The 12737-nt window shown below is 71.3% G+C and carries 12 protein-coding genes and 1 pseudogene; 7 read left to right on the top strand and 6 right to left on the bottom strand.

Going from position 1 to position 12737, the window contains the following annotated elements; all coding sequences use genetic code 11:
* Position 1: 1 nt before the first annotated feature.
* The 4 genes and pseudogenes from AB8Z36_RS02785 (at position 2) to AB8Z36_RS02770 (ending at position 4471) form a co-directional block, all read left to right on the top strand.
* On the top strand, positions 2 to 796 hold the full coding sequence (locus tag AB8Z36_RS02785) for a thiazole synthase (RefSeq protein WP_369211550.1): 795 nt from the start codon (positions 2 to 4) through the stop codon (positions 794 to 796).
* A gap of 132 nt (positions 797 to 928) precedes the next feature.
* Positions 929 to 2890, top strand: coding sequence for a Stk1 family PASTA domain-containing Ser/Thr kinase (gene pknB / locus AB8Z36_RS02780; protein WP_369211549.1), 1962 nt, complete (start codon positions 929 to 931; stop codon positions 2888 to 2890).
* Positions 2891 to 3027: 137 nt separating this feature from the next.
* Positions 3028 to 3890: pseudogene (locus tag AB8Z36_RS02775) on the top strand (deoxyribonuclease IV).
* Positions 3891 to 3982: 92 nt separating this feature from the next.
* Entirely contained in the window at positions 3983 to 4471 is a 489-nt protein-coding gene (locus tag AB8Z36_RS02770; protein ID WP_440581841.1) for a DUF4396 domain-containing protein, read from the top strand.
* A 17-nt stretch (positions 4472 to 4488) separates the two neighbouring features.
* Here AB8Z36_RS02770 and AB8Z36_RS02765 read toward each other — a convergent pair whose 3' ends face one another.
* On the bottom strand, positions 4489 to 5121 hold the full coding sequence (locus tag AB8Z36_RS02765; protein ID WP_369211547.1) for a sulfite oxidase-like oxidoreductase: 633 nt from the start codon (positions 5119 to 5121) through the stop codon (positions 4489 to 4491).
* 166 nt (positions 5122 to 5287) lie between these two features.
* Between AB8Z36_RS02765 and bfr the strand changes: the two genes are divergently transcribed.
* Positions 5288 to 5767, top strand: coding sequence for a bacterioferritin (bfr, locus tag AB8Z36_RS02760; protein WP_369211546.1), 480 nt, complete (start codon positions 5288 to 5290; stop codon positions 5765 to 5767).
* A 21-nt stretch (positions 5768 to 5788) separates the two neighbouring features.
* Here the strand turns inward: bfr and AB8Z36_RS02755 are convergent, their stop codons facing one another.
* Positions 5789 to 6049 carry a (2Fe-2S)-binding protein gene (locus tag AB8Z36_RS02755; RefSeq protein ID WP_369211545.1) on the bottom strand — a complete coding sequence of 87 codons (261 nt, stop codon included), beginning with the start codon at positions 6047 to 6049 and terminating at the stop codon, positions 5789 to 5791.
* A gap of 148 nt (positions 6050 to 6197) precedes the next feature.
* On the bottom strand, positions 6198 to 7550 hold the full coding sequence (locus AB8Z36_RS02750; protein ID WP_369211544.1) for a class II 3-deoxy-7-phosphoheptulonate synthase: 1353 nt from the start codon (positions 7548 to 7550) through the stop codon (positions 6198 to 6200).
* A gap of 188 nt (positions 7551 to 7738) precedes the next feature.
* Here AB8Z36_RS02750 and AB8Z36_RS02745 point away from each other — a divergent pair, with 188 nt between their 5' ends.
* Both AB8Z36_RS02745 and AB8Z36_RS02740 read left to right on the top strand, forming a co-directional pair.
* Positions 7739 to 7798: a trp operon leader peptide gene (locus tag AB8Z36_RS02745; RefSeq protein ID WP_106977022.1), complete on the top strand. Its 60-nt coding sequence runs from the start codon at positions 7739 to 7741 to the stop codon at positions 7796 to 7798.
* A 109-nt stretch (positions 7799 to 7907) separates the two neighbouring features.
* The gene (locus AB8Z36_RS02740; RefSeq protein ID WP_369211543.1) at positions 7908 to 9770 is read left to right on the top strand and encodes an anthranilate synthase family protein; all 1863 of its coding nucleotides are present in this window, start codon (positions 7908 to 7910) and stop codon (positions 9768 to 9770) included.
* Between the two features lie 15 nt (positions 9771 to 9785).
* Here AB8Z36_RS02740 and AB8Z36_RS02735 read toward each other — a convergent pair whose 3' ends face one another.
* From AB8Z36_RS02735 to AB8Z36_RS02725, 3 genes are all read right to left on the bottom strand, one after another.
* Positions 9786 to 10796, bottom strand: coding sequence for a 2-hydroxyacid dehydrogenase (locus AB8Z36_RS02735; RefSeq protein ID WP_369211542.1), 1011 nt, complete (start codon positions 10794 to 10796; stop codon positions 9786 to 9788).
* A 91-nt stretch (positions 10797 to 10887) separates the two neighbouring features.
* A complete protein-coding gene (locus AB8Z36_RS02730; protein WP_369211541.1) occupies positions 10888 to 11925 on the bottom strand; it encodes a 6-phosphofructokinase in 1038 nt (345 codons plus the stop codon).
* A gap of 134 nt (positions 11926 to 12059) precedes the next feature.
* The coding region (locus tag AB8Z36_RS02725; RefSeq protein ID WP_440581840.1) for a response regulator at positions 12060 to 12737 on the bottom strand (678 nt) is incomplete at its 5' end.

Genomic DNA, 12737 nt, shown 5'->3' with positions numbered 1-12737 from the left:
CATGGCGGACGACCCCTTCGTCATCGGCGGGCTCACCCTCTCCTCGCGCCTGATCATGGGCACGGGCGGGGCGCCCAGCCTCGACGTCCTCGAACGCTCCCTCGTCGCCTCCGGCACCGAGCTGACCACCGTCGCGATGCGCCGCCTCGACCCCGGTGTGCGGGGCTCGGTGCTCTCGGTGCTCGACCGGCTCGGCATCCGTGTCCTGCCGAACACGGCGGGCTGTTTCACCGCCGGGGAGGCGGTGCTGACCGCGCGGCTGGCGCGGGAGGCGCTCGGCACGGAGCTGGTGAAGCTGGAGGTGATCGCGGACGAGCGGACGCTGCTGCCCGATCCGATCGAGCTCCTGGACGCCGCCGAGACCCTGGTCGACGACGGTTTCACGGTCCTGCCGTACACGAACGACGACCCGGTGCTCGCGCGCAGGCTCCAGGACGTGGGGTGCGCGGCGATCATGCCGCTCGGCTCGCCGATCGGCTCCGGGCTCGGCATCCGCAACCCGCACAACTTCCGGCTCATCGTCGAGCACGCGCGCGTGCCGGTGATCCTCGACGCGGGCGCGGGCACCGCGTCCGACGCCACGCTCGCCATGGAGCTGGGGTGCGCGGGCGTGATGCTCGCCTCGGCGGTGACGCGGGCGCAGGAGCCGGTCCTGATGGCGGAGGCCATGCGGCACGGGGTCGAGGCGGGGCGCCTGGCGCACCGGGCCGGGCGCATTCCGATGCGGCACTTCGCGGAGGCGTCGTCGCCCGTGGAGGGCATGGCGCGGCTCGACCCGGAGCGGCCCGCCTTCTGAGCGGCGGGGCCTCGCGCGAAGCGGCGGGGTCTTCGGGGGGCACGGCTCGCCCTGTCACAGCTCGGCTTCAGTCGGGCCGTGAAGACGCCCGCCCGGGACGGGGTGTCGGCGGTGGCTCGTAGACTCCCCTCCGTGGACACGACCCTTCAGGACCCGCTCGTCGGGCAGCTGCTCGACAGCCGTTACCGCATCGACGGCCGTATCGCGGTCGGCGGGATGGCCACGGTCTACCGGGCCGTGGACACCCGCCTCGACCGCGTGCTCGCGCTCAAGGTGATGCACCCCGCGCTGGCGGCCGACGCCTCCTTCGTGGAGCGCTTCATCCGCGAGGCCAAGTCGGTCGCCCGCCTCTCGCACCCGAACGTGGTGGGCGTGTACGACCAGGGCACCGACGGTTCGTACGTCTATCTGGCGATGGAGTACATCGCGGGCTGCACCCTGCGCGACGTCCTGCGCGAGCGCGGGGCGCTGCAGCCGAGGGCCGCGCTCGACATCCTGGAGCCGGTGCTCGCCGCGCTCGGCTCCGCGCACCGGGCCGGTTTCGTGCACCGCGACATGAAGCCGGAGAACGTGCTCATAGGGGACGACGGCCGGGTCAAGGTCGCCGACTTCGGCCTCGTCCGCGCGGTGGACACCGTCACGAACACCACCGGCACGGTCCTCGGCACCGTCTCGTACATGGCGCCCGAGCAGATCGAGCAGGGCACGGCCGACACGCGCGTGGATGTGTACGCGTGCGGCGTCGTGCTCTACGAAATGCTCACCGGGGCCAAGCCGCACTCCGGGGACTCTCCGGCCCAGGTGCTCTACCAGCACCTCAACGAGGACGTGCCGCCCCCGTCGGCGGCCGTGCCCGGCCTCGCCGTCGAGCTGGACGACCTCGTCGCGTCGGCGACCGCCCGCACGCCCGACGTCCGGCCCTGTGACGCGGTGGCGCTCCTGGCCCAGCTCAGGCAGGCGCGGGCGGCCCTCAGCGAGCAGCAGCTCGACGCGGTGCCGCCGCAGGCCCGTACGACCGGGCACGACAATGCCGAGGACCGCACCAGCGTGATCCCGCGCGCGGCCCGGTCCGTGCAGCTCCCGCTGCCCGCGGAGGGCGAGGCGGCGGACCCGCGGGCCTCGCTGGACCGCACCAGCATCCTGGCGACGCCGCCGCCCGAGCCGCCCGCGCCCTCGCGTGCCGCTTCCCGCAGGCGGCTCGATCCGCGGCGGCGCACGGTCGCGATCGTCGCCGCCGTCCTGCTGGTGCTCGGCCTCGGGGCCGGGATCTGGTACATCAACTCCGGGCAGTTCACCGAGGTCCCGCCGCTCCTGACGAAGACCGAGGCGCAGGCCAGGGAGCGCCTGGAGTCGGCGGGCCTTGAGGTGAAGGGCGTCGAGCGCGAGTTCAGCGACACCGACAAGCGCGGCACGGTCATGGCCACCGATCCCGCGTCGGGCGACCGCATCCGGCAGAACGGCCAGGTGACGCTGACCGTCTCGCGGGGCCCGGAGACGGTGAAGGTGCCCGACGTCAAGAATCTTCCGCTGGCCAAGGCCAAGGACGAGCTGAAGAACGCCGGTCTCGCGCCGGGCATGGTCAAGAAGGTCTTCAGCGACGAGATCGAGCGGGGCTCGGTGGTGCGCACGGACCCGCGCGCCGGGTTCACGCGCAAGGCCGACTCCGCGGTCGCGCTGGTCGTGAGCAAGGGCGAGGCGATCGACGTCCCGGACGTGACGGGGGACTCCCTTGAGGACGCCAGGGACGACCTGGAGGAGGACGGTCTCAAGGTGCGGATCGCCGAGACCCGGGTGCACTCCACGGACGTGAACAAGGGCGGCGTCGTCAAGCAGTCCCCGAAGGCGGGCGGCGACCCGCTGGCCGAGGGCGACACCGTCACCCTGACGCTCTCCAAGGGCCCCGAGATGATCGAGGTCCCCGATGTGACCGGCATGAAGGTCGGCGAGGCCACGGACGAGCTGGAGGGGGCGGGCTTCGAGGTCGACGAGGACCGGGGCCTCCTCGGCATCTTCGGCGACACGGTGAAGGAGCAGTCGGTGGACGGCGGCGACGAGGCCCCCAAGGGGTCGTCCATCACGATCACGATCCGCTAGGGCCTTCCCCTGGTGGCCGTCCCGGTCCGTCCGCGGGGCCGCCCGGACCGGGGGCGCAGTTCCCCGGTCACGGTACCCCCGCACGGCATGCCACCCTTGGGTGCGTGAGCAGCGAAAACCTTTCCCCGCAGTCGCCCGTGGCGGTGGCCCGCAACCCCGTCGGCGGGCATGTTCCCGTGGCCGGAGGGCTTGCCTCCGTCGGGCTTTCCTACGCCCGTGAGATCGGCGCCGAGGCCGTCCAGGTCTTCGTCGCCAATCCCCGCGGCTGGGCCACCCCCGCCGGCAGTCAGCGGCAGGACGAGGCGTTTCGCGAGGAATGTGCGGCGGGGGCATTCCCGCGTACGTCCACGCGCCCTACCTGATCAACTTCGGCTCGCACACCGAGGCGACGGTGGAGAAGTCCGTGGACTCCCTGCGCCACTCGCTGCGCCGGGCCCGTGCCATCGGCGCGCTCGGTGTCGTCGTGCACACCGGGTCCGCGACCGGCGGCCGGGAGCGGGCCGTCGCCCTCGCGCAGGTGCGCGAACGGATGCTGCCGCTGCTCGACGAGCTGACCCACGACGACGACCCGTTCCTGCTCCTGGAGTCCACCGCCGGACAGGGCGCCTCGCTCTGCTCCCGCACCTGGGACTTCGGGCCGTACTTCGAGGCGCTCGACGCCCACCCCAAGCTGGGCGTCTGCCTGGACACCTGCCACATCTTCGCCGCGGGCCACGACCTCGCGGGGCCGGGCGGCATGAAGCAGACCCTCGATCTCCTCGTGGACACGGTCGGCGAGGGCCGCCTCAAGCTCGTGCACGCCAATGACTCCAAGGATGTCGTGGGGGCCCACAAGGACCGGCACGAGAACATCGGCACCGGCCACATCGGCGAGGAGCCCTTCCGCGAGCTGATGCTCCATCCCGCCATGGAGGGCGTACCACTGGTCATCGAGACGCCCGGCGGCAAAGAGGGTCACGCGGCCGATGTCGCGCGGCTCCAGGGGCTCCGCAGCCTCTGAGCGCCGATCGTCCTCGATCCAGGAATACCCTGGGGGGGTATATGGTTCCTGTGATCGACGGCAGGAACCGTCACCCGACCCCGGGAGCTCCCATGCGGCACGAAATGGATGACACGCACACGCACCACGACCACGCGCTCGGCGACGTCACCTGGCGCACCGCCGCCCAGGCGACCTTGCACTGCCTCACCGGCTGCGCCATCGGCGAAGTGCTCGGCATGGTCATCGGTACGGCGTTCGGGTGGGGCAACCTGCCCACGATGGTGCTCGCCATCGCCCTGGCCTTCGCGTTCGGCTACGCCCTCACCCTGCGCGGCATCCTGAGGGCGGGCGTCGGCTTCCGGGCGGCGTTCCGGGTGGCGCTCGCCGCCGACACCCTCTCCATCGCCGTGATGGAGCTGATCGACAACGGCGTGATCGCGCTCTGGCCGGGCGCCATGGACGCCCACCTCGGCGACGCGATGTTCTGGTGGGTCCTGGCCATCGCCCTGGCCGCCGCGTTCGTGATCACGACGCCGGTCAACAAGTGGATGATCGGCCGCGGCAAGGGCCACGCGGTGGTGCATCAGTACCACCACTGACCGCGGCCGTCAGGAGGTCAGAGCTCGGGGCCGTCCCCGGGCTCCTCCTGGTAGGAGTAGCGCTGCTCGCGCCAGGGGTCGCCGAGGTTGTGGTAGCCGCGCTCCTCCCAGAAGCCGCGGCGGTCGGCGGTCATGTACTCGACGCCGCGGACCCACTTCGGGCCCTTCCAAGCGTACAGATGGGGCACCACGAGCCGCAGCGGGAAGCCGTGCTCCGCCGTGAGCAGTTCGCCGCCCTTGTGGGTGGCGAAGATCGTGCGCTCGGAGGCGAAGTCGGCCATCCGCAGGTTGGAGCTGAAGCCGTACTCGGCCCAGACCATGACATGGGTGGCGTCGGCCGCGGGCGGCGCGAGCTCCAGGAGCGTGCGGGCCGGTACACCGCCCCATTCGGCGCCCAGCATGCTGAACTTCGTCACGCAGTGCAGGTCGCCGGTCACCGTGTCGTACGGCAGGGCGGAGAACTCCTCGTGCGTCCAGCAGTGCTTCTCGCCGTCGGCGGTGGCCCCGAAGACCCTGAACTCCCAGCGCTCGGGGCGGAACTTCGGCACCGGGCCGTAGTGCGTGACCGGCCAGCCCCGCTGCAGCCGCTGCCCCGGCGGAAGCTCCGGCTCCGCCGCCTCTCCAGATGCGCGTTCCGCCGGCTGACCCATGCCTCCATCCTGACAGACCGGAAGCAGTGGACGTGACCAGACGAAGTCTGACAGATACGGATTCGGGCAACTCCTACTAAGCCTGCACTTACTGGACGGCCTCCAAATGCCGGTGCGAAGATGCCCGCTACCTGCCCAGTCAGCCTGCACGGAAGGAGCCTCTGCGATGCAGGGCGACCCCGAGGTCATCGAATTTCTCAACGAGCAGCTCACTGCCGAACTGACGGCGATCAACCAGTACTTTCTGCACGCCAAGATGCAGGAGAACTTCGGCTGGACGAAGCTCGCCAAGTACACCCGGTCCGAGTCGTTCGACGAGATGAAGCACGCGGAGGTGCTGACCGACCGGATCCTCTTCCTCGACGGTCTCCCCAACTACCAGCGGCTCTTCCATGTGCGCGTGGGCCAGACGGTCACCGAGATGTTCCAGGCGGACCGGCAGGTCGAGGTGGAGGCGATCGACCGCCTCCGGCGCGGGATCGAGGTGATGCGCGCCAAGGGCGACATCACGTCCGCGAACATCTTCGAGTCCATCCTCGCCGACGAGGAGCACCACATCGACTATCTGGACACCCAGCTCGAACTGGTGGAGAAGCTCGGCGAGGCGCTCTACATCGCGCAGCTCATCGAGCAGCCGGACAGCTGATCCAGCCGCCGGACGACCGGCCTACGCGGCCTCGTCCAGGCCGGTGAGGCCGGACAGTACGGGTTCGCCCTGATCGGCGAGCTGCCGGCGGGGGCACGCGCCCCGGCCGAGGAGCGCCTGGATGCTCCGTACACACGAGCCGCAGTCCGTGCCCGCCTTGGAGACGGACGCTATCTGGCGGGGTGTGCAGGCACCGTCCGCCGCGTGCTGCTTGACCTGCGCCTCGGTGACCCCGAAGCAGTTGCAGACGTACACGCGGTTCACCTCCCGGGCAGGACTCATCGGCTACGCCGTCCCGATTAATCGGTGAGGCTAACCTAACCTTACCCACGCTCCCGGGTCCACAAAAGCCCTCGGTACGCCGGTGGGGCACGGATCACATGGATCCGTGCCCCACCGACGCGTGCGGCGGGAATACCCCGCCGGTCACCTACTGGTCGCGGTACATCTCCGCCACCAGGAACGCCAGGTCCAGCGACTGGCTGCGGTTGAGCCGCGGGTCGCAGGCCGTTTCGTAGCGCTGGTGCAGGTCGTCGACGAAGATCTCGTCGCCGCCGCCCACGCACTCGGTGACGTCGTCACCGGTGAGCTCGACGTGAATGCCGCCCGGGTGGGTGCCGAGGGCCTTGTGGACCTCGAAGAAGCCCTTGACCTCGTCGAGCACGTCGTCGAAGCGGCGCGTCTTGTGGCCGGAGGCCGCCTCGTAGGTGTTGCCGTGCATCGGGTCGGTGATCCAGGCGACCGTCGCGCCGGACGCGGTGACCTTCTCGACGAGCTCGGGCAGCTTGTCGCGGACCTTGTCGGCGCCCATCCGGACGATGAAGGTCAGCCGGCCGGGCTCGCGGTCGGGGTCGAGGCGCTCGATGTACGTCAGCGCCTCTTCCGGCGTCGTCGTCGGGCCGAGCTTGATGCCGATCGGGTTGCGCACCTGGGAGGCGAACTCGATGTGCGCGCCGTCCAGTTGCCGGGTGCGCTCGCCGATCCAGACCATGTGGCCCGAAGTGTCGTACAGCCGCCCGGTGCGGGAGTCGACGCGGGTGAGCGCCGCTTCGTAGTCGAGGAGCAGCGCCTCGTGGGAGGCGTAGAACTCGACGGTCTTGAACTCCTCCGGGTCGGTGCCGCAGGCCCGCATGAAGTGCAGCGCGTTGTCGATCTCGCGGGCGAGCTGTTCGTAGCGCTGGCCGGAGGGGGACGACTTCACGAAGTCCTGGTTCCAGGCGTGGACCTGGCGCAGGTCGGCGTAGCCGCCGGTGGTGAAGGCGCGCACCAGGTTCAGCGTGGAGGCGGAGGCGTGGTACATCCGCTTCAGGCGCTCGGGGTCCGGGATGCGGGCGGCCTCGGTGAAGTCGAAGCCGTTGACGGAGTCGCCCCGGTAGGTCGGGAGCGTCACGCCGTCGCGGGTCTCGGTGGGCTTCGAGCGCGGCTTGGAGTACTGCCCCGCGATGCGGCCGACCTTCACGACGGGCACCGACGCCGCGTACGTGAGGACGGCGCCCATCTGGAGCAGGGTCTTCAGCTTGTTGCGGATGTGGTCGGCCGACACGGCGTCGAAGGCCTCGGCGCAGTCGCCGCCCTGGAGCAGGAACGCCTCCCCCTTGGCGACGGAGGCCAGTCGGTCGCGCAGCTGGTCGCACTCGCCCGCGAAGACGAGCGGCGGATACGATTCGAGGTCCGCGATCACATCGCGCAGAGCCTCGGCATCGGGGTACTCGGGCTGCTGCGCCGCGGGCAGGTTTCGCCAGGTGTTGCCACCGGTTGCGGTGGTCTTAGCCGTTACGGTCACCCCGTCAACACTACGTGGTGCGGCGCCCCGTTCCTTCACCCGCTCACCAAGTGAGACGGATGCGACACAGGTGAGTGAACGCCTCCGTTTCCCCGCCCGGTACGGCCCCGGCGACGCGTGCGTGACGCGGATGCCGGACCGGTCCCCGGGCACACGCCGAGACGCCGCCGATGCGCTAGGGTGCGGGCATGCACGCGCAGACGACGACTCGAAACTGGTGGTGGCCCGCTCATCCGGCGGCCCACTGACTGCGCGTACGACGTAGCTCGCGAAGGCCGCCCGAGGGGCGGCCTTCAGTCTTCTCCGGCCTCGACCGGAGCCGGGCCGTTCCTCTCCGAGTGAGAAGGAACCGTACCGATGCACCTGACCGACCTCCTGACGGACGACCGACCGTTCGCCCTGCTCCGCCGCCGTACGCCCGGCCGTGACCACGACACGGTCGAGGTCCTGCTCGGCCCGACGGACAGCTACGAACGGCTCGCCGACATCCCCGAGGGCCTGGCGCTCGTGCCCTTCCGGCAGATCAGGGAGCGCGGCTTCGACGTCCGCGACGACGGCACGCCGCTGACCGTGCTCACCCCCGAGGAGACCTTCGAGCTCCCCCTCGCCGAGGCGCTCGCCGCGCTGCCCGCGCACGAGGTGCGGGTCGAGGGCGGCGCCTTCGACGTGGACGACGCCGCCTACGCGGAGACCGTGGGCCGGGTCCTGCGGGAGGAGATCGGGCGGGGCGAGGGCGCCAACTTCGTGATCCGCCGTACGTACGAGGGGGAGATCCCCGGGTTCGGCAGGGCGGACGCCCTCGCGCTCTTCCGGCGGCTCCTGGTGGGCGAGCGCGGCGCCTACTGGACGTACGTCGTGCACACCGGGGAGCGCACGCTCGTCGGGGCCAGCCCCGAGGTGCACGTGCGGATGTCCGGCGGGACAGTCGTCATGAACCCCATCAGCGGCACCTACCGCTACCCCGCCGACGGGCCGACCCCCGACGATCTGCTCGCCTTCCTCGCCGACGGCAAGGAGATCGAGGAGCTGTCGATGGTCGTCGACGAGGAACTCAAGATGATGTGCACCGTCGGCGACATGGGCGGCGTCGTCATCGGACCGCGCCTCAAGGAGATGGCGCACCTCGCGCACACCGAGTACGAGCTGCGCGGCAAGTCCTCGCTCGACGTGCGCGAGGTCCTCAAGGAGACGATGTTCGCGGCGACCGTCACCGGGTCGCCCGTGCAGAACGCCTGCCGGGTCATCGAGCGGTATGAGCCTCTCGGGCGGGACGGTGTCGGGCGCGGCTACTACGCGGGCGCCCTCGCCCTCATCGGCAGGGACGCGGGCGGCGCCCAGACCCTGGACTCCCCCATCCTGATCCGCACCGCCGACATCTCCCCCGCCGGGCGGCTGCGCGTGCCGGTCGGCGCGACGCTGGTGCGCGGCTCCGACCCGGCGGGCGAGGTCGCCGAGACGCACGCCAAGGCCGCGGGCGTGCTCGCCGCGCTCGGGGTGCGTCCCGGCAGGCCGCGCGAGGAGGCCGTACGCCCGCCGCTCGCCGACGACCCGCGGGTGCGGGCGGCCCTCGACGGGCGGCGCGCGCACCTCGCGCCGTTCTGGCTGCGGATGCAGGAGCGCGGCGCGGCGCTGGCCGGGCACGCCCTGGTGGTCGACGGCGAGGACACCTTCACGGCGATGCTCGCGCACCTGCTGCGCTCCTCGGGCCTGACGGTCACCGTGCGGCGCTACGACGAGCCGGGGCTGCGGGAGACGGTCCTCGCGCACGAGGGGCCCGTCGTCCTCGGTCCCGGCCCGGGGGACCCCTCGGACGCCTCCGACCCCAAGATGCGGTTCCTGCGGGCGCTGGCCGCCGAGGTCGTCTCCGGCCACCGGTACGGCGTGCTCGGTGTCTGCCTCGGCCATGAGCTGCTCGCCGCCGAGCTGGGTCTGGACATCGTCCGCAAGGAGGTGCCCTACCAGGGCGCGCAGACCACGGTCGACCTCTTCGGGCGGACGGAGACCGTCGGCTTCTACAACAGCTACGTGGCGCGCTGCGACGACGAGACGGCGGAGGAGGTGGCGGCGCACGGCGTGGAGGTCAGCAGGGACACCGCGACGGGCGAGGTGCACGCCCTGCGCGGTCCCGGCTTCGCCGGGGTGCAGTTCCACCCGGAGTCGGTGCTCACCCTGCGCGGCACCGCGATCGTGCGGGAGCTGCTCGCCGGGGTGCTCGTGTAGGCGCTGCCGTCCGGATCACGCCGGGGCCGCCGGGGCCGCCGGGACGAGGAAGTTCTCGTTGCGGCGGCCCGCCGCGTAGTCCAGGACATTGCGCAGGGTGGTGTCGACGATCTGGCCGACCGCGTCCTCGGTGTAGTACGCCTGGTGCGAGGTGACCACCACGTTCGGGAAGGTGACCAGGCGGGCCAGGGTGTCGTCGGTGACGGCCTCCAGGGACTTGTCGAGGAAGAACAGGCCCGCCTCCGCCTCGTACACGTCGAGGCCCACCCCCGTGAAGCGCCCGGTCCGCAGCTCGGCGACGAGGGCCTCGGTGTCGATCAGGCCGCCGCGGCTCGAATTCACCAGGATCGCGTCGTCCTTCATGCCGCGCAGCGCCGCCGCGTCGATGAGGTGCTGGGTGGAGGGGAGCAGCGGCACGTGCAGGCTGACGAGGTCGGCCTCGGCGAAGAGCCGCTCCCGCTCGACGTACTCCATGCCCAGCGCCAGGCAGGCGGGGTTCTCCAGGGCGTCCCAGCCGAGCAGCCGCATCCCGAATCCGTGCGCGATCCGGGTGAACGCCTCGCCGATCTTGCCGGTGCCGAGTACGCCGACCGTGCGCCCGCGCAGGTCGCGGCCCATCAGGCCGTCGAGGCGGAAGTCGAAGTCGCGGGTGCGGTTGCTCGCGCGGACGATGCGGCGGTTGACGGCCATCGCGAGGGTCCAGGCGAACTCGGCCACGGAGTAGGGCGAGTAGTACGAGACGCGGGCGACGGTCAGGCCGAGGCGCTCGGCGACCCGGAGGTCGATGTTGTTGAACCCGGTCGAGCGCTGGGCGATCATCCGTGTCCCGCCGGCGGCGAGGATTTCGAGGACACGCTTGTCCAGGGTCGCGTTGACGCTGGTGGAGATGGCCTCGTGGCCCGCGGCGATGGGCGCGGTGTCCTCGTTGAGGAAGACGTCCAGGCAGCGAATGTCGTGGTGCCCCGCGAAGGCCTTCTCGACCAGCGGCTTCTCGTCGGACTGCACGCCGAACGCGAGGATCTCCATGGGCGTGAGTCTAGGTACGGGGGTCCGGGACGGCACCTGGAGTTCCGGGGCCGTCCCGGCGGGCCCCAGCGGGTCCGGTTGGGGGGGACCGTCAGCCGAAGAAGACGCCGACCTCCTCGTAGAGCGCCGGGTCCACGGTCTTCAGCCTGGCGGTGGCCTCGGCGATCGGGACGCGCACGATGTCCGTGCCGCGCAGGGCGACCATCTTGCCGAAGTCGCCGTCCCGCACGGCCTCGATCGCGTGCAGCCCGAAGCGGGTGGCGAGCCAGCGGTCGAAGGCGCTCGGCGTGCCGCCGCGCTGCACATGGCCGAGGACCGTGGTGCGCGCCTCCTTGCCGGTGCGCCCCTCGATCTCCTTGGCCAGCCACTCGCCGACGCCGGAGAGCCGCACATGCCCGAAGGAGTCCAGCGTGCCGTCCTTCAGGACCATCTCGCCGTCCCTGGGCATCGCCCCCTCCGCGACGACCACGATGGGCGCGTACGACGCCTTGAAGCGCGAGGTCACCCAGGAGCAGACCTGGCCGACGTCGAAGCGCTGCTCGGGGATGAGGATGACGTTCGCGCCGCCCGCGAGGCCCGAGTGCAGCGCGATCCAGCCCGCGTGCCGGCCCATGACCTCGACGACGAGGACGCGCATGTGCGACTCGGCGGTGGTGTGCAGGCGGTCGATCGCCTCGGTCGCGATGCCGACCGCCGTGTCGAAGCCGAAGGTGTAGTCGGTGGCGGAGAGGTCGTTGTCGATGGTCTTGGGGACGCCGACGACCGGGATGCCGTACTCGTCGGTGAGGCGCGCGGCGACGCCGAGCGTGTCCTCGCCGCCGATCGCGATGAGCGAGTCGACCTCCTCCTTGGCGAGGTTCTCCTTGATGCGGCGCACCCCGTGCTCCTCCTTGAGGGGGTTGGTGCGCGAGGAGCCGAGGATGGTGCCGCCGCGCGGCAGGATGCCGCGGACGGCGGGGATGTCGAGCCGGACGGTGTCGCCCTCCAGAGGACCGCGCCAGCCGTCCCGGAAGCCGACGAAGCCGTAGCCGTACTCCTGCACGCCCTTGCGGACGATGCCCCGGATGACGGCGTTGAGCCCGGGGCAGTCGCCGCCTCCGGTCAGTACTCCGATTTTCTTGGCCCCCATGGAACCGTCCCTTCGCCGCAGTGACCTGACGCGGGTCACGCTAATGGTGATCCAGGTCACTTCGGGACAGTGCGGACGGTCAATTCCCGTTCGGGACAGATGAGTTGATCACGGGCATTCACTCGTACGAGCGGTCATGCGTCGTCGCCCTTGTCGATGCCGCGCTCGATCGCGTACCGCACGAGCTCCACCCTGTTGTGGAGCTGGAGCTTGCCCAGGGTGTTCTGGACGTGGTTCTGCACGGTCCGGTGCGAGATGACCAGGCGTTCGGCGATCTGCTTGTAGCTCAGGCCCTTGGCGACCAGCCGCAGGACCTCCGTCTCGCGGTCGGTGAGCCGCGGCGCCCTCGGGTCCTCGGGGGTGCCCCCGGCGGGCTCGGTGGCCAGGCGGCGGTACTCGCCGAGGACCAGGCCCGCGAGGCCGGGCGTGAAGACCGCGTCGCCGACCGCGGTGCGGCGCACGGCGTCGATCAGCTCCTCGGTGGACGCCGACTTCAGCAGATAGCCGGTGGCGCCGGACTTGACCGCCTCCAGGACGTCGGCGTGCTCGCCGCTCGCGGAGAGCACCAGGACGCGCAGCGCGGGGTTGGCGCCGACGAGCTCCTTGCAGACCTGCACGCCCGGCTTGAGCGGCAGGTTCAGGTCGAGGACGAGGACGTCGGGGGCGACGGCCCCCGCCCTGCGCACCGCCTGCTCGCCGTCGCCCGCCGTGCCGACCACGTCGAGGCCCGCCTCAAGCAGGTCGCGGGCGACCGCGTCCCGCCACATCGGATGGTCGTCGACGACCATGACCCTGATCGGGGCCGCCCCGCC

The sequence above is a fragment of the Streptomyces flavofungini genome, assembly GCF_041028215.1.
In the GTDB taxonomy this organism is placed as follows: Bacteria; Actinomycetota; Actinomycetes; order Streptomycetales; family Streptomycetaceae; genus Streptomyces; species Streptomyces flavofungini_B.
The sequence above is the reverse complement of the archived record's forward strand: the minus strand, read 5'-3'. Positions and strand labels throughout refer to the sequence as shown.